The 18,085-nt window shown below is 75.9% G+C and carries 19 protein-coding genes; 15 read left to right on the top strand and 4 right to left on the bottom strand.

The window, feature by feature from the left end; all coding sequences use genetic code 11:
* Positions 1-20 precede the first annotated feature (20 nt).
* The 9 genes from ACGFI1_RS15580 (at position 21) to ACGFI1_RS15540 (ending at position 6,765) form a co-directional block, all read left to right on the top strand.
* Positions 21-968, top strand: a complete 948-nt coding sequence (locus ACGFI1_RS15580) for a PLP-dependent cysteine synthase family protein (RefSeq protein WP_089326635.1) — start codon at positions 21-23, stop codon at positions 966-968.
* Between the two features lie 152 nt (positions 969-1,120).
* Positions 1,121-1,912, top strand: a complete 792-nt coding sequence (locus ACGFI1_RS15575; RefSeq protein ID WP_392785856.1) for a thioesterase family protein — start codon at positions 1,121-1,123, stop codon at positions 1,910-1,912.
* A gap of 171 nt (positions 1,913-2,083) precedes the next feature.
* The gene (gene murI, locus ACGFI1_RS15570) at positions 2,084-3,001 is read left to right on the top strand and encodes a glutamate racemase (RefSeq protein WP_392785854.1); all 918 of its coding nucleotides are present in this window, start codon (positions 2,084-2,086) and stop codon (positions 2,999-3,001) included.
* 31 nt (positions 3,002-3,032) lie between these two features.
* Positions 3,033-3,782: an MBL fold metallo-hydrolase gene (locus ACGFI1_RS15565; protein WP_301177356.1), complete on the top strand. Its 750-nt coding sequence runs from the start codon at positions 3,033-3,035 to the stop codon at positions 3,780-3,782.
* A gap of 53 nt (positions 3,783-3,835) precedes the next feature.
* Positions 3,836-4,555, top strand: a complete 720-nt coding sequence (gene rph, locus ACGFI1_RS15560; RefSeq protein WP_386874721.1) for a ribonuclease PH — start codon at positions 3,836-3,838, stop codon at positions 4,553-4,555.
* On the top strand, positions 4,552-5,172 hold the full coding sequence (rdgB, locus tag ACGFI1_RS15555) for an RdgB/HAM1 family non-canonical purine NTP pyrophosphatase (RefSeq protein WP_364553102.1): 621 nt from the start codon (positions 4,552-4,554) through the stop codon (positions 5,170-5,172). The genes rph and rdgB overlap by 4 nt, the downstream gene beginning before the upstream one ends.
* Before the next feature lie 108 nt (positions 5,173-5,280).
* Positions 5,281-5,772: a hypothetical protein gene (locus ACGFI1_RS15550; protein ID WP_392785851.1), complete on the top strand. Its 492-nt coding sequence runs from the start codon at positions 5,281-5,283 to the stop codon at positions 5,770-5,772.
* 16 nt (positions 5,773-5,788) lie between these two features.
* Positions 5,789-6,301 (top strand): SigE family RNA polymerase sigma factor, encoded by a 513-nt coding sequence (locus ACGFI1_RS15545; protein ID WP_301176136.1) that lies wholly within the window; start codon positions 5,789-5,791, stop codon positions 6,299-6,301.
* On the top strand, positions 6,298-6,765 hold the full coding sequence (locus ACGFI1_RS15540; protein ID WP_392785849.1) for a hypothetical protein: 468 nt from the start codon (positions 6,298-6,300) through the stop codon (positions 6,763-6,765). Before ACGFI1_RS15545 ends, ACGFI1_RS15540 begins: the two co-directional genes overlap by 4 nt.
* Here the strand turns inward: ACGFI1_RS15540 and ACGFI1_RS15535 are convergent.
* From ACGFI1_RS15535 to ACGFI1_RS15520, 4 genes are all read right to left on the bottom strand, one after another.
* Positions 6,762-7,697 (bottom strand): anti-sigma factor RsbA family regulatory protein, encoded by a 936-nt coding sequence (locus tag ACGFI1_RS15535; RefSeq protein WP_386874724.1) that lies wholly within the window; start codon positions 7,695-7,697, stop codon positions 6,762-6,764. The two genes, ACGFI1_RS15540 and ACGFI1_RS15535, sit on opposite strands and share 4 nt — an antisense overlap.
* A complete protein-coding gene (locus tag ACGFI1_RS15530) occupies positions 7,697-8,611 on the bottom strand; it encodes an MEDS domain-containing protein (protein WP_392785847.1) in 915 nt (304 codons plus the stop codon). Before ACGFI1_RS15530 ends, ACGFI1_RS15535 begins: the two co-directional genes overlap by 1 nt.
* A gap of 109 nt (positions 8,612-8,720) precedes the next feature.
* Positions 8,721-9,692, bottom strand: coding sequence for an anti-sigma factor RsbA family regulatory protein (locus ACGFI1_RS15525; protein ID WP_392785846.1), 972 nt, complete (start codon positions 9,690-9,692; stop codon positions 8,721-8,723).
* Between the two features lie 190 nt (positions 9,693-9,882).
* Positions 9,883-10,554 (bottom strand): lysophospholipid acyltransferase family protein, encoded by a 672-nt coding sequence (locus ACGFI1_RS15520; RefSeq protein WP_138640429.1) that lies wholly within the window; start codon positions 10,552-10,554, stop codon positions 9,883-9,885.
* A 192-nt stretch (positions 10,555-10,746) separates the two neighbouring features.
* Between ACGFI1_RS15520 and ACGFI1_RS15515 the strand changes: the two genes are divergently transcribed.
* The 6 genes from ACGFI1_RS15515 to ACGFI1_RS15490 all read left to right on the top strand — a co-directional run bounded on the left by ACGFI1_RS15515 (position 10,747) and on the right by ACGFI1_RS15490 (position 18,078).
* Positions 10,747-11,757, top strand: coding sequence for a hypothetical protein (locus ACGFI1_RS15515; RefSeq protein ID WP_392785843.1), 1,011 nt, complete (start codon positions 10,747-10,749; stop codon positions 11,755-11,757).
* Positions 11,758-11,792: 35 nt separating this feature from the next.
* Positions 11,793-12,491 carry a TetR/AcrR family transcriptional regulator gene (locus ACGFI1_RS15510; protein WP_387075175.1) on the top strand — a complete coding sequence of 233 codons (699 nt, stop codon included), beginning with the start codon at positions 11,793-11,795 and terminating at the stop codon, positions 12,489-12,491.
* Positions 12,472-13,131, top strand: coding sequence for a response regulator transcription factor (locus tag ACGFI1_RS15505; protein ID WP_364553112.1), 660 nt, complete (start codon positions 12,472-12,474; stop codon positions 13,129-13,131). The genes ACGFI1_RS15510 and ACGFI1_RS15505 overlap by 20 nt, the downstream gene beginning before the upstream one ends.
* A 104-nt stretch (positions 13,132-13,235) precedes the next feature.
* Positions 13,236-15,485 (top strand): helix-turn-helix transcriptional regulator, encoded by a 2,250-nt coding sequence (locus ACGFI1_RS15500; protein WP_392785841.1) that lies wholly within the window; start codon positions 13,236-13,238, stop codon positions 15,483-15,485.
* A 109-nt stretch (positions 15,486-15,594) separates the two neighbouring features.
* Positions 15,595-17,589 carry a sensor histidine kinase gene (locus tag ACGFI1_RS15495; protein WP_392785839.1) on the top strand — a complete coding sequence of 665 codons (1,995 nt, stop codon included), beginning with the start codon at positions 15,595-15,597 and terminating at the stop codon, positions 17,587-17,589.
* 69 nt (positions 17,590-17,658) lie between these two features.
* Complete coding sequence (locus tag ACGFI1_RS15490; RefSeq protein WP_392785837.1) at positions 17,659-18,078, top strand: helix-turn-helix domain-containing protein; 420 nt, start codon at positions 17,659-17,661, stop codon at positions 18,076-18,078.
* Positions 18,079-18,085: the final 7 nt, after the last annotated feature.

Genomic DNA, 18,085 nt, shown 5'->3' with positions numbered 1-18,085 from the left:
CCGGGCTGGACGGGCGGCACATGCGCTTCGACTCGCTACTGGACTCGCTCGGCCGCACGCCGCTGGTCGGCCTGCCGCGGCTGTCGCCGAGCGAGGACGTCCGGATCTGGGCCAAGCTGGAGGACCGCAACCCCACCGGCTCGGTGAAGGACCGTCCCGCCTTCTACATGATCGAGAAGGCGGAGAAGGACGGGCTGCTGACCCCCGGCTGCACGATCCTGGAGCCGACGTCCGGCAACACCGGCATCTCCCTCGCCATGGTCGCGAAGCTGCGCGGCTACCGGATGGTGTGCGTGATGCCGGAGAACACCTCGGCCGAGCGGCGGCAGCTGCTGGAGATGTGGGGCGCGGAGATCATCTCCTCGCCGGCGGCGGGCGGCTCGAACGAGGCCGTCCGCGTCGCGAAGGGGCTGGCGGCCGAGAACCCCGACTGGGTGATGCTCTACCAGTACGGGAACGAGGCCAACGCGCTCGCGCACTACGAGACGACCGGTCCCGAGATTCTGGAGGACCTGCCGACGGTCACGCACTTCGTCGCGGGGCTGGGCACGACGGGCACGCTGATGGGCGTCGGCCGGTTCCTGCGCGAGCGGGTGCCGGACGTGAAGATCGTCGCGGCGGAGCCCCGGTACGGCGACCTCGTGTACGGGCTGCGCAACATCGACGAGGGCTTCATCCCCGAGCTGTACGACGACTCGGTGCTGACCACCCGCTTCTCCGTCACCTCGGGGGACGCGCTGCGCCGCACCCGCGAGCTGCTGGAGCAGGAGGGCATCTTCGCGGGCATCTCGACCGGCGGCGCGCTGCACGCGGCGATCGGCATGGCGAAGAAGGCGGTGAAGGCCGGTGAGCGGGCCGACATCGCGTTCGTCGTCGCGGACGGGGGCTGGAAGTACCTGTCCACCGGCGCCTACGGCGGCACGCTGGAGGAGGCCGAGGCCCGCCTCGAAGGCCAGCTCTGGGCCTGACCAGGGCCGGCTCTGCGCCCGGCCTGGCTCGGCTCTGGGTCTGACCTGGTCCGTGTGGCATCCCGTCCGGCACGGTAGAGTTCGTTTTCGAACGTGATTCTAGAACCGGGCCGGCGGGACGCCCGCGGTCCGGGCGACGCGGGAGTGTGCGGATGAGCGGGTTCGGCGAGGCGACGGCCGTCGCGCGGGTCGGCGAGGGCCGGTACGAGGCCGTCCTGGACGGGGACTACGGGTTCGCCGAGGCCCTCAACGGCGGCTACCTGATGGCCGTGCTCGCCCGCGCCGCCGTGGACGCCTCCCCGCACGCGCACCCCGTCTCGACCGCGACCAACTTCCACCGGGTCGCCAAGCCGGGCCCGGCGCAGATCATCGTCGACACCCGCAAGCAGGGCAGGACGGCCGCGTCGGCGCTGGTCACGCTCGTCCAGGACGACCGTGCCATCGTGGACGCGCTGATCACCACCGGCACCCTCGACGCCGCCGCCGAGCCGGTCTACGCCGGCGCGGCGCCCGCGCCCGTCCCGCCGGTGGAGGAGTGCACCGACTTCCGGCCGCCCACGGGGGACGGCTTCGCCGACCGGGTCGACATGCGCTTCGACCGCCGGACGATGGGCTGGCTCGACGGGCAGCCGAGCGGGAACCCGGAGATCCGCGCCTGGTTCCGGCACCGCGACGGCTACCCGACCGACGCGTTCTCCCTCGCCCTCGCCGTGGACGCGCTGCCGCCCGTCGCGCTGAACCTCGGCGCGCAGGGCTGGGCGCCGACCGTCGAGCTGACCTGGCACATGCGGGCCGTCCCCGAGCCCGGCTGGCTCGCCGTGCACGGCACCGGCCGGCTCCTCGCCGACGGCTGGTTCGACGAGGAGGTCGAGGTGTGGGACGGCGCCGGCCGGCTCGTCGCGCAGAGCCGGCAGATCGCCCGCGTGCCCCGCACCCGCTCCTGACCGCGGCCGCCGCCGGCGGCGCCGCGCGCGGAGAAAGCCCGGCGTTTCGTCGGCGCGGACGTCCGGATCGCGCGCGCGACCTCTGACCTGGACGGTTTTCCGGCGCGTTACGGTGTGATGTCCGACGCATGACGCACCCGCGCGGGGCCGTGTCGCTTAGCCTTGTGCACCATGTCAGATCCATCCCGGGGGGACCGCCTCCCAGACGCTCCCATCGGGATCTTCGACAGCGGTTTCGGTGGGCTGACGGTGGCACGGGCCATCCTCGACCAGCTGCCCAACGAGCCGATCGTCTACCTGGGCGACTCGGCCCGCCAGCCGTACGGGCCGCGCCCCATCGCCGAGGTCCGCGCCTTCGCCCTGGAGATGCTGGACCGGCTGGTCGACGAGGGCGTGAAGATGCTGGTGATCGCCTGCAACAGCGCCAGCTCGGCCATGCTCCGGGACGCCCGGGAACGCTACGACGTGCCGGTCGTCGAGGTCATCAACCCCGCCACCCGGCGGGCCGCGCGCGCCACGTCCAACGGCCGGGTCGGGCTGATCGCCACGCAGGCGACCGTGACCAGCCGCGCCTACGACGACGCGTTCGCCGCCGCGCCGCACATCGAGCTGGTCAGCGCCGCCTGCCCGCGCTTCGTCGAGTTCGTGGAGGCGGGCGTGACGATGGGCGGCGAGCTGCTGGAGGCCGCCCGCGGCTACCTGCGGCCGATCGTGGACGCGGGCTGCGACACGCTCATCCTCGGCTGCACGCACTACCCCCTTTTGACGGGCGTCATCTCGTATGTCGTCGGGGACGGGGTCACACTGGTGTCAAGCGCCGACGAGACCGCCAAGGACGTGTACCGAGTGCTGCACGATCGGGGGCTGGCCCGCGCCGAGGACTCGCCCCGGCCGCGGCACCGGTTCCGTGCCACCGGGGACCCCGCCGTGTTCGCCGAGCTCGGCCGCCGCTTCCTCGGCCCGGAGATCGGCTCGGTGGAGACCACGCCGGCCGGGGCGGCGCCGGACGGGACGCCGGACGGGGCGGGGGACGGGACGGCGCCGGACGGGCCGGCGGGGACGGCGTCGACCAAGGCTCTGGCCACCTGATTCCTCGGGGACTCTAAGAGGAGGAGTGAGCGTGCGGGTCACTGTGATCGGCTGCTCCGGCAGTTTCCCTGGGCCGGACAGTCCCGCGTCCAGCTACCTGGTCGAGGCGGACGGGTTCTCCCTGCTCCTCGACATCGGCAACGGGGCGATCGGCAGCCTCCAGCGGTTCCACGACGTGCTGGACATCGACGCCATCTGCATATCGCACCTGCATCCCGACCACTGCCTGGACCTCACGGTCTACTGGATCGCGCGGACGTACTGCCCCGGCGGGCCCGCCCCGCGCATCCCCGTCTACGGCCCGCACGGCACCGCCGAGCACATGATCAAGGCGTACGAGCTCGATCCGAACCCGGAGATGACCGACACCTTCGACTTCCGGACCCTGGAGCCGGGGCCGGCGGCCATCGGCCCGTTCACGGTGACCACCGCGCTGGTGAACCACCCGGTGGAGGCGTACGCGCTGCGGATCGAGCACGGCGGCGGCGTCCTCACCTACTCCGGCGACACCGGGCACAGCGACGCCCTGGTGCGGCTGGCGGAGGGCTCCGACCTGTTCCTGTGCGAGGCGGCGTTCGCCGACCGCCCCGAACTGCCGCCGGACATGCACCTGACGGGCCGCGAGGCGGGCGAGCACGCCGAGCGCGCCGGGGTCGGCCGCCTCGTCCTCACCCACCTGCTGCCGTGGAACGACCCGTCGGAGACGCTCGCCGAGGCGAAGGCCAGCGGCTTCCAGGGCCCGATCGAGCTCGCCGAGGTCGGCGCCGTCTACGACCTGTGACCGCAGCCGCCGGTGTGCGGGGCCCGCGGCACCGGGCCGCTAGGGTTGGAGCCATGGCCCGCCCCGATGATCGCGCTTCAGACCAGCTCCGCCCCGTCCGCATCCAGCGCGGATGGCTCGACCACGCGGAGGGCTCGGTGCTCGTCGAGTTCGGCCGGACGCGGGTGCTGTGCGCCGCGTCCGTGCAGGCGTCGGTGCCCAGGTGGCGGCGCGACAGCGGCCTCGGCTGGGTCACCGCCGAGTACGCGATGCTGCCGCGCGCCACCAACACCCGCAACGACCGCGAGTCGGTCAAGGGCCGGATCGGCGGGCGCACCCACGAGATCTCCCGGCTGATCGGCCGCTCGATCCGCGCCTGCCTGGACCTGAAGGCGCTCGGCGAGAACACCGTCCAGCTCGACTGCGACGTCCTGCAGGCCGACGGCGGCACCCGCACCGCCGCGATCACCGGCGCGTACGTGGCGCTCGCCGACGCGGTGGGCTGGATGCGCGAGCGCAAGCTGCTGAAGGGCGACCCGCTGATCACCTCGGTGGCGGCGGTGAGCGTCGGCGTCGTGGACGGCGAGGCCCGCCTCGACCTCTGCTACGAGGAGGACTCCGCCGCCGGCACCGACATGAACGTCGTCTGCACCGGCGACGGCCGGTTCGTCGAGGTGCAGGGGACCGCCGAGGGCGCCCCCTTCGACCGCGCCGAGCTGGACGCGCTGCTCGACCTCGCCGCCGGCGGCTGCGCCGACCTCACCCGCCTCCAGAAGGAGGCGCTCGGCCGATGAGCCGGATCGTCCTCGCCACCCACAACCGCGGCAAGGTCGCCGAGCTGCACCGCATCCTCGGCGATCTCGACGTCGTCGGCCTGGACGAGTTCCCGGGCGCGCCCGACGTCGCCGAGACCGAGCTGACGTTCGAGGGCAACGCGTTCCTGAAGGCCCGCGCGATCGCCGCGTTCACCGGCCTGCCCGCCGTCGCCGACGACTCCGGCCTGTCCGTGGACGCGCTGAACGGCATGCCGGGCGTGCTGTCGGCGCGCTGGTCGGGCCGGTTCGGCGCGGCCACCGGCGACCGCGACACCGCCAACCTCCAGCTGCTGCTCGACCAGCTCGCCGACGTCGCCGACGACCGGCGCGGCGGCGCCTTCGTGTGCGCGGCCGTGCTGGTCGTGCCGGGCGGCGCCGAGCACGCCGTCGAGGGCCGGATGCGCGGCACCGTGGCCCGCGCGCCGCGCGGCACCGGCGGCTTCGGGTACGACCCGATCTTCGTCCCGGACGGCGAGACCCGCACCACCGCCGAGCTGGCCCCGGCCGAGAAGGACGCGATCAGCCACCGCGGCCGGGCGTTCCGCGAACTCGCCGGGCTCATCCCGGCGGCGCTGGCGGCGGCCGGCCCCGCCTGACGCGGGGCGGACGCCCGGCGCCGGAAAGAAAACGCGGCGGCGTGACAACCCGGCGGCGCCGGGCGGGGGTTATTCGGGGGTGTACGGACATCTCCCCCGAGGAGCAACATGATCGACAAGGGTCGCATCCGCCGCGGGCCGCTGCTCGCACTGGCCGGGCTCGGCGCGACCGGGGCCGTCGCCGCGGGCGCCTGGCTCGCCACCGGGCCGGGCCCGTCCCCGGCCGCGGCGCCCGCCGCCAACGAGGCGACGATCCACGCGTCGCCGCCGCCCGCCGCCGTCACGCCGTCGCCCGTCCCGGTCACGCCGTGCCCGTCGGAACCGGCGCCCGCGGAGCCCGCGCGAACTCCCTCGCCGGTGCCGACGGTGACGCCCCCGCGCGAGGCGCCCGCCCCCGCCCCGCCGGCGACGCCGTCCGAGGCCCCGACGCCGGTGCCGTCGGTGCCGCCGGGGAAGGCGGCGCCCGCGCCCGAGCCGACCGCGCGGCCGGGGAGGCCCATGCCCTCGGCGAGCCCCGTCCCGGCACCATCCGAGTGCGCGGAGGCGCCGCCGGGCGCGCCGGCGCGGAGCCCGGTGCCCGAGCCGTCGCACGGCGGGTAGGTGCGGTCTGTCCACGTTGAGCGCCCAGGAGGTCCGCGGGGCGGAGACCACGTTCGACGAGTTCGTGGCCGCCACCGCGGGCCGGCTGCTGCGCACCGCCGTGTTCCTCGTCTACGACCGGCACCTCGCCGAGGACCTGCTCCAGACCGCCTACGAGCGGGTCGCGCGGCGGTGGGGGCGGCTCGCGGACGGGGACCCGGAGGCGTACGCGCGCCGCGTCCTGGTGAACCTCGCCATCGACGAGAAGCGGCGGTGGGCCCGGCGGCGCGACACCCCGGTCGGGTCCGTCGCCGACGTGGAGCGGCTCGCGGGCGCGCCCCCGGCGGCGGGGGCCGCCGGGGGCGACCTCGACGCGGTGCTCCGCGCGCTGCCCGCGAAGCAGCGCGCGGTGGTCGTGCTGCGGTACTGGTGCGATCTGAGCGAACAGGAGATCGCCGCGACGCTCGGGATCTCCCGGGGAACGGTGAAGAGCCACACCGCGCGGGCCATGGCCGCGCTGCGGAAGCACATGAGGGAGGACCGGGCGTGAGCGACGACCTGGACGCCCTGCTGCGCGAGCACTACCGCGCCGCCGCCGACGAGATCCGTCCCGACCCCGCGGCCGTCCGCCGGTTCCAGGAGGCGGGCCGCGCCGCCGCGCCCGCGCGGGCGCGCGCCGCGCGCCGCTGGACGCTCCCGACACTGGCCGCCGCGGTCACCGCCGCCGTGCTGGTGGCGGTCGCGGTGCTGTTCTGGCCGGGGGTGCGGGAGCCGGAGCCGCCCCGGCCGATGGCGCCGCCCGTGTCGCCGGTGTCACCGGCGCCGCCCGAGCCGTCCGAGTCGTGGCCCGGCCCGCTGACGCCGTCGCCGGTGCCGAGCACTTCCGAGCCGGGCCGGACCGCGATGCCGGAAGCCTCGCGCCCGGGGAGTGCGGGCGTCCCCACGGGGCCCGCGCCGACGGCGAGCCCGACGCCCGACGCCGAGGGCCGCCCGGCCGGCCGGCCGTACGGCTAGCGGCGCTTGCGGAGGCGGACGAACGTGCCGTCCCAGCCGGCGCGCAGCTCCATCAGGTCGACCAGGAGGCGGACGGTCCACAGGCCGAAGCCGCTCTGCAGGGCCGAGTCGGGCGGGACGAAACCGGTCAGCGGGCTCGGGCCGGGGCGCCAGAACCCGTGGTCGCCGACCTCGCAGACCAGGTCGGGGCCGTCATGCCACGTCCACAGGCCGATCGGCGGGGTGCCGTGCTGCAGCGCGTTCGCGGCGACCTCGTTGACGGCCGTGACGAGGTTCTGCTCCGCCTGCTCGCCGAGGCCGTGCGCGCGCGCCCGGACGGCGACGAACGACCGGAGGGCGTGCAGGTCGTCGCCGTCGATCGGCAGGTACTCGGCGTCGCCCGGGCGGCCGGGGCGCGGGCCGCCGCCGGCGCGCAGGTCGCGGTCGCAGCCGGACCCGAACGCCACCGGGTCGACGTACGCGTCGTTCGCGCCGTCGTGGCCGGGGGCGAGCAGCAGCGGATGGGTGCGCCGCGCCTCGGCGAGGACGCGCGGCGGCAGCGCCTCGGCGTCGTACGGGCACAGGGCGCTGGCGTCGGCGTTCTCGAACACGACGTTGATGAGGGACTCGTAGCGGATCCATTCCAGGGTCTGCCGCTCGTCCCAGCCGTCCCAGACCGGTTCGGCGAGCGCGCACACGCCGCGGGGCGCGCTGTCCTTCACGATGGCCTGGTAGTCCCGCAGGGTGCGGACGGGATGCAGGTAGAAGCGCGCGGAGTCGACGAAGGTGACCCCGTCGTCGCCGAGGATGTCGCGCAGCGCGGAGAGGTTGGGCTCGCGCGCCACCGCCACGACGGTCTGGCCGCGTTCCAGCCCGGCTTTCAGGTAGGGCACCGTGACCGACAGGAAGTCGTCGGCGCCGTGGTACAGGAAGGCCCTGTGCTCCAGTGCCATCAGGCGAAGTCCTCCGTTTCGGGAGCGCCCTGCCGCGCGCCGCGGGTGAGGCCGGGCAGCCGGTTCCAGCCGACCGCCTCGATCACGCCCTCCACGTTCGGCCGCAGGTGGTCGAGGACGAGCGCCCGGTCTGCGGGCAGCCGGGTCGCGTGCCGTGCCAGCAGGTTGAGCCCGCCGAGGTCGATGAAGCCGAGCCGGGACAGGTCGAGGTGGACGCTGCCGCGCTGCGCGACCAGCTGGGCGAGGTTCTCGGCGACCACGGTGTGCCGGGCCGCGTCCAGCTCGCCCTCGATCCGCAGCCCGGCCGGATCGAAGGTGCGCACGATCTTCAGGATCCCGTCGTCGAACTCGGGGTTCACTTCCACGAGGACCTCGTGTGTGTCGCGGAGGGCCAGGAGCTGTTCGGGCGGGCACGCGCGCCGGTCGAGCTGGCAGATCGCCATCGCCATGGTGCTCGGCGCGACGGCGTCGTCCACCTCGTGCTCGCAGCCCAGCATGGGACCGAGGCCGGCGGGTTCCGGCTTGTGGAACAGCCAGCTGTAGTCGGTGGTGAGGCGGACCGCGCGGAACCCCTCGTCGAACGCGCCGCCGACCTCCCGCCCGATCGTGTCGAGCATCATCGCGGGGGCGAAGGCGCCGCCGCGGTCGAGGCACGCGTCCCGCCGCGAGATGACGCGCAGGCTGCCCGAGCGCACGCACTCGGCCACGTCGATCCCGTCGGCGCCGCCGAGGCCGGGCAGCCGTTCGGCGGGCACGTCGGTGACGTACACGACCTTCTCCTCGGTCAGCAGGCCCTCGCGCAGGAAGGGCCCGATGACGCGGTCGCGCTCCTCGGTGCCGCTGTAGGCCAGCCAGGCGTGGTCTCCGGGCCGGACGGCGCTGACGGGGCGCTTGGCGAACCAGGGTGTCGACATGGCCTGCCCATCGGGTCGGGGCGGATCTGTTCAGGGTACGCCGCCGGGGAGCTTTTGGAAGCCCAACGCAGGGAGTGCCTCACGCTCCGTCCATCGGGCGGCGGCCCAGCTAGGCGGCGTGCCCCGCGCGGGGCAGCGAGAGCCGGAGCCGGACGGTGGTGCCCTCCTCGCCTGTCCGGATCTGGACGGTGGAGCACAGCAGGCGCACCGCCCACAGGCCGAAGCGCCCGCCCGCGGGGGTGCCCTCCGGGCGCGGCGGCAGCAGCCCGTACGCCGTGCCGGGCGGCCACCGGCCCGCGTCGGTGACCTCGCAGGCGAGGGAGGCGTCGCCGCCGGGGGCGTCGGCCCACATCCGCAGGACGACGGGCGGCGCGCCGTGCCGGAGCGCGTTGGTGACGACCTCGGTGGCCGCGACCAGCAGCCGCTGCACGCCCTCCTCGGGCAGCGGCGTCTGCCGCGCGCAGTCGGTGACCCAGGCGCGCAGCCAGAACAGGTCGGGGTGGTCGTCGAGGGCGAGCGCGTCGGTGCCGGGCGGCGGCGGGGGCAGCGGGTCGGCGTCGCAGCGGGCGCAGAACGTCCACGGGTCGACGAAGCCGGGGTTGGGCCGGGTGCTGGTGCCGCGCACCGTCTCGGGGTGGGTCTTGCGGCCCGCCGCGACGACGGCGGCGGGCAGGGTGGCGGAGTACGGGCACAGGACGGACGCGCCGGTGCCGCGCAGCGCGATGTTGACCAGGGCCTCGGCCCGCTCCCACTCGACGACCTCCAGCGGCGGCCGCGTCGCCCACGCCGGCTCGCCGAGCAGCCGGAGCCGGCGGCCCTGGCGGGCGCTCTCGGCGGCGTCGCCCAGGCAGTCGGCGAGGGTCCGGGACGGGTGGGCGTACCAGGCGGCGGCGTCGGTGAAGCGGACCTCGCCCGCGGCGCCGCCGAGGGCGTCGCGCAGCAGCATCTCGCGCGCGGTGCCGCAGACGGCGAGGACGCGGTCGCCCGCCGCGACGCCGTCCCGCAGGAACGGCACGGCGCCGCCGAGGTACTCGTCCACCCCGTCGTAGGGCAGCACACGGTGCGTCAAGTCATCGCTCACGGCGGCCCCCGCCGGTTCTGTGGTCATGGTGTCACTGACTGCGCGTGCCGGACGGACGCGACCAGACTAGGCCGCCCGCGCCGCCCTGCCGAGGGCCGTTCTTCAAATGCCGCCACGGACCGCCCACCGGTCCGTCCGCAATGCCGCCGAGGTCTCGTCCCTTAACGGCCCAGCGCCCGAGGGGGGAGGGTCAGGGGTCGGCGCGGGGGTTGTACTCGCCCGCGTACTCCTGGCCGGAGAGCTTGCGGACGGCGTTCATGACCTCGTCGGTGACGACGCGGCGCAGCCGTCCGGGCGGCAGGTCGGCGCCGGCGTAGCGGGAGAAGTCCATCGGCTCGCCGAAGCGGATCCGGGGGCGGGTGCCGAGCCGGGGGCGCCACGAGCCGAGCGGGATGATGTGCTCGGCGCCCTCGATGGCCACCGGGACGACCTGGGCGCCGGTCGCCAGCGCCAGCCACGCCACGCCCGTCCGCCCGCGGTAGAGCCGGCCGTCGGGGGAGCGGCTGCCCTCCGGGAAGATCGCCACGGCGCCCTCGTCCTCCAGCAGGGCGCCGGCGCGTTCCAGCGCGCGGACGGCCTCGCGGGTCGGGCCGCGCCTGATCGGCACGTTCCCGAGGGCGAGCAGCGCCCGCCGCAGCAGGCGCCCGCCCAGCCCGGGCACCTCGAAGTACTCGGCCTTGGCCAGGTAGGCGACGCGGCGGCCGACGACGGGCGACAGCACGAAGGTGTCGACGAACGACAGGTGGTTGCAGGCCAGGATGACCCGGCCCTCGGCGGGGATGTTGGCCCGCCCTTCGACGCGCGGCCGGAGCAGCAACCGGAGCAGCGGCCCCGCGGTATGCGACGCCAAACCGTAGAACACGCGGCCTCCTCGCAGCTTCGCCGCACCTGATCAAGGGCGGCGGAGCCGACTCTAGGGCCGTGCGGCGCGGGGCGAATCCGCCATGTGACGGGCGTCATTCCGACGCGGACTGGAAAATAAGCGAACGAGCGATTAGTTTCTGAGCCGACGGTACGCGACAGACCCGTACTCGACGGACCAGGAGGTCTGGTGATGAACGCACGCAAGCCCATCGCCGTGCTTGTCGCGGTGACACTGCTCGGGATGCTGTTCGCGGGGTCCTTCCTCGGCGCCCTGCACAGCCCGAAGCCGCACGAGGTGCCGGTGGCGGTCGTCGGCCCGCAGGCCGTCGCCGCCAAGGTCGGCACCACCCTGGACGCCCGCATGGACGGCGCGTTCGACATCGAGCACTACGCCGACGAGAAGGCCGCCCGGCAGGCGCTTCTGGACCGCGAGGTGGACGGGGTGTTCGTCCCCGGTCAGAGCGGCGCGCGGCTGATCGTCGCCAGCTCGGCCGGGAAGATCGAGACGACGCTGATCACCGAGGTGTTCCAGCAGGTCGGGACCGCGACCGGCCAGCAGGTCCAGGTGCAGGACATCCGGGCGCTGCCCGAGAGCGACAGCAACGGCATCTCCGCGTTCTTCCTCGCGGTCAGCGCCATCATCCCCGGCGTGATCCTCGCCGCGCTGATGGTGTTCGTGGTGCCGCAGGCCGGCGCCGGCCGGCGCATCGGCCTGGCCCTGACCGGGGCGCTGCTCCTCGGCGGCGGCGTCGCCTGGGTCGGGGACGGCCTGACGGGCGCGCTCGTCGGCTCGCCGTGGGCGCTGTGGGGGCTCGTCTCCTTCCTGGTGTTCGCGGTCGCGACGGTCACCGGCGGCCTGCTGCGCGTCGTGGGCCCGCCGGCGGCGGCGCTGGCCGTGCTCCTGTTCGTCCCCATCGGCGCCCCCGCGAGCGGCGGCCCGCTCGGTGCCGAGTTCGTCCCGGCCTGGTACGCGGCCGTCGGCGAGTGGCTGCCGCTCGGGGCGGGGGCCGAGGCCGTCCGCAACACCGTCTACTTCGACGGCAACGCGATCGGGCGACCGCTGCTGGTGCTGACGCTGTGGGCGGTCGCGGGCGTCGCGCTCGTCCTGTCGCCGAAGGTCCTCCAGCACCGGGGCCACGCGGCTGCGGAGGCCGCCGGGGGGCGCGCGGAAACGGAGGCCGCCCACCCCGCCGGTGCCTAGCCGACCGGTGCTTTGATGGGAGCAGGAGGTGCGGTGTGACGAAGACGGGGGACCGGGCGGTCCGGCGGAGGCCGGGCCGCCCGCCCAAGGCGGAGGCGGGCGACACCAAGGCGGCGCTGGTCGACGCGGCGCTGCGGCTCTTCGCGCAGAAGGGCTACGCGGGCACCTCGATCCGCGCGATCGCCCGCGAGGTCGGGCTCAGCGAGAGCGTGCTGTACGCGCACTTCCCCAGCAAGCAGGCCATCTTCGACGCGGCGGTGTCCGGGCTCGGGCCGCAGCGGCTGATGGCCGGACGCGACGGACTGGACCCGGAGCTGGCCGACCGGGACCCGGCGCAGTACCTGCGCGCCCTGGTGACCAGCGTGCTGGACGCCTGGGACTCGCCGAACGGCCGGCTGTTCATCAGCCTGATGGTCCGCGACGGCCTCGTCCACGAGATGGACCTCGGCAGCACCATCGCCAGGTCGATGGAGGAGGCGGGCGGGCTGTTCGAGCACTGGATCGCCACCGGGCGGATCCCCGCCGGCCTCGGCCGCCCCGCCGACCTCGCCTGGGCGCTGTTCGGGCCCGTCGGGCAGGCCCGGCTGCTGTGGCTGCACGCCGACGCCGACCCCGAGTCGCGGCGGGCGGCGCGGGAGCGGTGCATGCGGCACACCGAGCTGTTCATCCGGGCGGTCTTCCGCGAGCCGCCGGAGCCGAAGGATGTGGTCGACGATGACAGGAGCGGACACTGACCTGACCCGGCCGCCCGCGGGCAGGGCGCCGGGGCCGGTCCGGATCCTGCTCGCCGAGGACGTCGCGCTGCTGCGCGGCGCCCTCGCCGGGCTGCTCGGCCTGGAGCCCGACCTCGACGTGGTCGCGGAGGTCGGCAGCGGCGACGCGATCGTCGCCGCCGCGCTCGCGCACCGCCCGGACGTCGCGGTGCTGGACATCGACCTGCCCGGGGTGGACGGGGTGACCGCGGCGGCGGAGCTGCACGACCGGCTGCCCGAGTGCCGGGTGCTGATCCTGACCGGTCTCGGCCGTCCCGGGCATCTGCGCCGCGCGCTGGACGCCCACGTGCACGGGTTCGTCCTCAAGGACGTCCCGCCCGCCGACCTGGCCGACGCGATCCGCCGGGTGGCGGCGGGCGAGCAGGTGGTGGACCCGCAGCTCGCGCTGGTGGCGCTGCGGCAGCCCGACAGTCCCCTCACCGCCCGGGAGACCGAGGTGCTGCGGCTGGCGGCCGAGGGCGCCGGGGTGGACGACATCGCGCTGGTGCTGACGCTGACGACCGGGACCGTCCGGAACTACCTGGCGAGCTGCATCAGCAAGCTCAACGCGCGCAACCGGATCGACGCCGTGCGCATCGCGGCCGAGTTCGGCTGGGTGTAAGGCCCCGCATATGAGGAACGCATAGTCGGGCCCTGCCGGATCCACATGCGGATCGGTGCCGCACGCACTGGGCCGGGGGTGGGCCTTTTGCGAGCATTTCGGGCATGCAGGGGGAAACGCTGTACGGGCGGTCGGCCGAGCAGGAGGAGATCGGCCGGCTGCTGGAGGGTGCGCGCGCCGGGACGGGCGGCGGCGCGCTGATCGTGCGCGGCGAGGCCGGGATCGGCAAGTCCGCGCTGCTCGGCCACGCGGAGTCGGCCGCCGGAGGGATGCGCGTCCTGCGCTGGACCGGGATCGAGGCCGAGGCCGCCCTCCCGTTCGCGGCGCTGCAGCTGCTCCTCGCCGGCCGGGCGGACCTGGTGGAGCGGCTGCCCGCCGCGCACGCGGCGGCGGTGCGGTCCGCGCTCGGCCCGGTCCCGCCCCGCGCGCGGGCCCGCCTGCTCGTCGGGCCCGCGCTGCTGGCGCTGCTCACCGAGCTGGCGGCGGGCGCGCCGCTGTTGTGCCTAGTCGACGACGCGCAGTGGCTGGACCGGGCGTCGGCGGACGCGCTGCTGTTCGCCGCGCGCCGCGCCGCCGGATCCGGCCTCGCGATCGTCATCGCGGTCCGCGACGGGACCGCCGGGGCGGCCCCGCACGCCTGGTCGCGCACCGGCGTGCCCGAGCTGCCGCTGGCGGGCCTCGCCGACGACGCGGCGGAGCGCCTGCTCGCGGAGCGGGCGCCGGAGCTGCCCGCCGCGCGGCGCGCGGACGCGGTCGGCTGGGCGGGCGGCAACCCGCTGGCGCTGCTCGGCTTCCCAGCCGCCGGGTCCGCCCGGTTCGCGCGGGTCCCGGGGGAGTTCGCGCGGGCCGTCGAGGGCCTGCCCCGGGCCGCGCGGTTCCTGCTGGCCGTCGCGGCGGCCGACGACACCGGTTCGCCGGGCGTCGTCGCGGCGGCGGCGCGCCTCCTGGACGTGCCGTTCGGGGCGCTGGACGCGGCCGAGGAGGCGGGTCTCGTCCGGCTCACCGAGGACGCGGTCCGCTTCCCGCATCCGCTCGCCCGCGCCGCCGCCTACCAGGGCGTGCCGACCGCGCGGCGCGCGGCGGCGCACCGCGCGCTCGCCGCCGTGGGCCGGGACGAGGCCGTGATCCTGGGCTGGCTGGCCGGGGACGGGGCGATGGCCCGCGACGCGTCGGCCGGGGTGGACGAGCCGTCCCCCGAGGCGCGGCTGGCGCTGGCTCTTCTCGACGGCGACGTGGCGGCCGCCGGGCGGCTCGCCGTCCAGGTGCGGGACGCCGACGACGCGCGCCTCCGCCTCCTCGGTGCCGAGGCGGCGCTGCTGACCGGCGATGACGCGGCCGCGGCGGAGCTGTCCGCCGCGCTCGCCGCCCAGTGCCGCGCGGACGGGCCGTCCGCTGTGCTGCCGCGCGTGCTCATCGCCGAGGCGCGGGCCCGGCTCGTCCTCGGCGACCACGACGCGGCGCGGTCACTGGCCGGTGAGGCGCAGGAGGAGGCCGAACGTGCCGGGTCGCGGCGGCTGATCGCGGCGGCGGCCTCGGTCCGGGCTCGGCAGGCGGCGGTCGAGGGGGACGAGGTGGGCTGCCGCGCGCTGTCGGCCGATGGCGCCGCCGGCGCATGCGTCGGCGACGCGCTCGGCCTGCTCTCCCTCGGCCTGGGCCGTCCGGGCGACGCGCTGGAGCGCTTCCGCGAGCTGCACCGGGACCCGGCCGCGTCCCCTCCGGCGGCGTTCCTCTCCCTGGCCGACCATGTGGAGGCGGCGGTCGCGGCGGGCCGTCCCGAGGCCGCCGCCGGGCCCATGGAGCGCCTGGAGGCGTTCGCCCGCGACACCGGACGGCCGTGGGCGGACGGTGCGGCGGCGCGCTGCCGGGCGCTGCTGGCGTCCGACCCCGCCGCCGCGGAGCGGCACTTCACGCTGGCGCTGCGGGCGCACCACGGGGCCGACCGCCCGTTCGAGCGCGCCCGCACGGAACTGCTGTACGGCGAATGGCTGCGCCGGGCGCGGCGCCGCGCGCGGGCTAGGGCGCGGCTGCGCGCCGCGCTGGAGGTCTTCGAGCGGCTCGGCGCGGTCCCCTGGGCGGAGCGGGCGCGCCGCGAGCTGCGCGCGGCGGGCGAGGGCACCGCGCCGCCGGACGCCGCCGGGCACCCGTCCGGCAGCCTCACCGCGCAGGAGCTCCAGGTCGTCCGCATGGCGACGACCGGCGCGACGAACCGGCAGATCGCGGCCCGGCTGGGGCTGAGCCACCGGACCGTCGCCTACCACCTCTACAAGGCGTTCCCGAAGCTCGGCGTGGCGTCCCGCGCGGAACTCCACCGCTGCCTGCCCGCCCCCGGGGGCCGGGAGAACCGGTCCGCCTAACACAAACGATTGATCTGCAGCGCCATATGGCCATTCGTCCGATCATTTCCCTTGATCGAATCGTCCCGGCAACTCATCATCGAAGGGGCGGTGGTGAGGGGGCCCGGTGGTGCGGACGTGGCGTGTCGCACGCGTCCTGAACGGCGGCGGCGATGACGACGGCGAGGACGGTCGCGGGGGCGGCGGTCCCGGCCGGGGCGACCGCACGCCCCTGCTCGTCCGCGCGATCATCGTCCTCTACTTCGGGCTGACGCTGCAGACGCGGCTGCTCAAGCAGGCCGAGACCGGCCCGTCCCGGCTGCTGGTGTCGGCCACGGTCGTGATCGTCCTGGTCTTCGGCGTGCAGTTGCTGTTCGTGCTGTACGGGCCGCGCGCGTTCCGGCCCGGCGCCCGCAGGGCGGTGGTGCTGCTCGCGGCGCAGGCCGCGCTGGCGGTGCTGCCTCTGCTGGTGTTCGGCAACGACTGGTACCCGGTGGCGGGCGGGTTCCTCGCCGGGGCGGTGCTGCTGCTGGTGCGCCCCCCGCTGTCATGGCTGCTCGTGGCGCTCATCGCCGGTGCGGAGGGCCTGCTGCGGCACGCGCAGGGGTGGCCGCCCGACAGCGTCTCGTTCTGCATGATGGCGACCGTCAACGTCGGGGTGTCGATGTACGCGCTCACCCGGCTGGCGGGCCTGATCCGGGAGCTGCACCTCACCCGCGCGCAGTTCGCGGCGGCGGCCGCGGCGCGGGAGCGGATCGCGGCGTCCGGCAGCCTGCGCGCCGTGCTGGACGCGGCGCTCACCCGCATCGAGGCGGCGAGCCGCCGCGCCCTCGCCCGGGGCGCCGCGCCGTCCCGCGCCGACCTGGACGAGGTGGTCCGCACGGCGCGCCGCGCCCTCGGCGACGTCCGCTCGATCATCGGCGCGCTGCAGGCCGCGCCGCCCCCGGCCGCGCGGCAGGGAGTGGTCACGCAGCCGCGCCTGGCCTGGACGATCCTCGCCATCATCACCGCGGGCTTCGGCGTCCAGCAGGTCATGTACGTGCAGGCCGGCGCGGACGGCGACCCGTGGACGATCGGCGCGGCGGTCGTCGTGGCCGGTGCGGTCGGGGCGCTCCAGCTCCGCCACTCCGGCACGGTGCTGCGCGGACGGCGGCCGAAGGGCGCGGCCTGGACGTTCGCCGTCCAGTTCGCGCTGGTCTTCGTCCCGTTCGCGGTACTCGGCTGGGAGTGGGCGACGATGGCGTGCCTGGTGACCGCGTCGGCGCTGCTGGTCGCGCCCGGCCGCGTCGCGTGGTGGCTGTTCGGCGCGACGGTGGCGGCCTGGTACGCGCCCGCACTGTGGGCGTCGCACGGCACGCTGTTCCACCTCTACACCTGCGCGGTGTCGGTGCAGATCGGCGTGATCGTGTACGCGCTGGACCGGCTGCCGCGCCTCGCCCGGGAGGTCGCCGCCGCGCGCGAGCGGCTGGCCCGGATGGCGGCGCTGCACGAGCGGCTGCGCATCTCCCGGGACGTCCACGACCTGCTCGGGCTCGGGCTGTCCACGATCACGGTCAAGGCGGAGCTGGCCCGCCGCGTCGCGGGCAGCGACCCGGCGCGCGCCCGCGCCGAGCTCGCCGAGCTGATCGTGCTGGCCGACCGGTCCCGGGCGGAGGCGAGCGCCGTCGCGGAGGACGAGCCGGCCCTGGTGCTGCGCGAGGAGGCGGACGCGGCGCGCGTCGCGCTGGCGGCTGTCGGCGCCCGCGTGCGGATGGACCCGGAGCGCTGGCCCACCGCGCCGCCCGCCGTGGACGCCGTGCTGGCCGCCGTGCTCCGCGAGGCGGTCACGAACGTGCTGCGGCACGCGCGGTCCCGGCGCTGCCACATCGCGGTCACCGTCCACAAGGGGACGTTCCGGCTCACGGTCGGCAACGACGGCGCGGGCCGGCCGGGAGACGCGGGCCTGGGGAAGGGGTCCGGCAGGGGCCTGGCGAACCTCACCGCGCGGGCCACCGCCGCCGGCGGCTCGCTGTCCGCCGGGGCGGACGGGTACGGCCGGTTCGCCCTCGTCGCCGAGGTCCCGGCGAGCGCCGCGAGCGCGGCGGCGCGGGACGGCCTGCTCCTGCGGGAGAGCCTGATCGCTTGACGGATTCGCCCCCGTCCTCCGCTCTCTAGCGTCGGCGGCGAACGCCGATCAAGGAGCAAGGGGGCCGCCATGTCCGTTCTCGTCTTCGCCAGCGTGCTGCGGCGCGCGCACCGGGAGGCGGGCCGTCCGCCCGCACCCGCCCGCGTCCGTCCGGAGCTGCGTCCGTGCCCCGACCCGGCCCCGGACCCGGACTGGCTGGACGACATGCGCCGCCTCATCGCGACCGCGCTCCCCGACGGCCCCGTCACCGTGGGCTGGGTCGCGACCCGGATGGCGGTGAGCTCCCGAACGCTCCAGCGCAGGCTGCACGACGCGGGCACGAGCTGGCGCGACGAACTGGAGTACGTGCGCGGCCGGAGCGCCCGGCTCCTGCTGGAGGACGGCGCCCTGACCCGCGAGGCGGTGGCCCGCCGCCTCGGCTACTCCGACGCCCGCTCGCTGCGGCGCGCGCTGCGCCGCTGGGAGTGGCGCGCCGGGTCCGCCGCATGACGCGCTC

Source organism: Actinomadura geliboluensis (genome assembly GCF_043197915.1).
GTDB classification, from domain to species: domain Bacteria; phylum Actinomycetota; class Actinomycetes; order Streptosporangiales; family Streptosporangiaceae; genus Spirillospora; species Spirillospora geliboluensis.
The sequence above is the reverse complement of the archived record's forward strand: the minus strand, read 5'-3'. Positions and strand labels throughout refer to the sequence as shown.

Excerpts from the sequence above, each read along its gene's own strand:
- ACGFI1_RS15580 (WP_089326635.1), top strand. The coding sequence starts at position 21 with ATGCGCTTCGACTCGCTACTGGACTCGCTCGGCCGCACGCCGCTGGTC.
- ACGFI1_RS15575 (WP_392785856.1), top strand. The coding sequence starts at position 1,121 with ATGAGCGGGTTCGGCGAGGCGACGGCCGTCGCGCGGGTCGGCGAGGGC.
- murI (WP_392785854.1), top strand. The coding sequence starts at position 2,084 with ATGTCAGATCCATCCCGGGGGGACCGCCTCCCAGACGCTCCCATCGGG.
- rph (WP_386874721.1), top strand. The coding sequence starts at position 3,836 with ATGGCCCGCCCCGATGATCGCGCTTCAGACCAGCTCCGCCCCGTCCGC.
- rdgB (WP_364553102.1), top strand. The coding sequence starts at position 4,552 with ATGAGCCGGATCGTCCTCGCCACCCACAACCGCGGCAAGGTCGCCGAG.
- ACGFI1_RS15550 (WP_392785851.1), top strand. The coding sequence starts at position 5,281 with ATGATCGACAAGGGTCGCATCCGCCGCGGGCCGCTGCTCGCACTGGCC.
- ACGFI1_RS15535 (WP_386874724.1), bottom strand. The coding sequence starts at position 7,697 with ATGGCACTGGAGCACAGGGCCTTCCTGTACCACGGCGCCGACGACTTC.
- ACGFI1_RS15530 (WP_392785847.1), bottom strand. The coding sequence starts at position 8,611 with ATGTCGACACCCTGGTTCGCCAAGCGCCCCGTCAGCGCCGTCCGGCCC.
- ACGFI1_RS15515 (WP_392785843.1), top strand. The coding sequence starts at position 10,747 with ATGAACGCACGCAAGCCCATCGCCGTGCTTGTCGCGGTGACACTGCTC.
- ACGFI1_RS15505 (WP_364553112.1), top strand. The coding sequence starts at position 12,472 with ATGACAGGAGCGGACACTGACCTGACCCGGCCGCCCGCGGGCAGGGCG.
- ACGFI1_RS15500 (WP_392785841.1), top strand. The coding sequence starts at position 13,236 with ATGCAGGGGGAAACGCTGTACGGGCGGTCGGCCGAGCAGGAGGAGATC.
- ACGFI1_RS15490 (WP_392785837.1), top strand. The coding sequence starts at position 17,659 with ATGTCCGTTCTCGTCTTCGCCAGCGTGCTGCGGCGCGCGCACCGGGAG.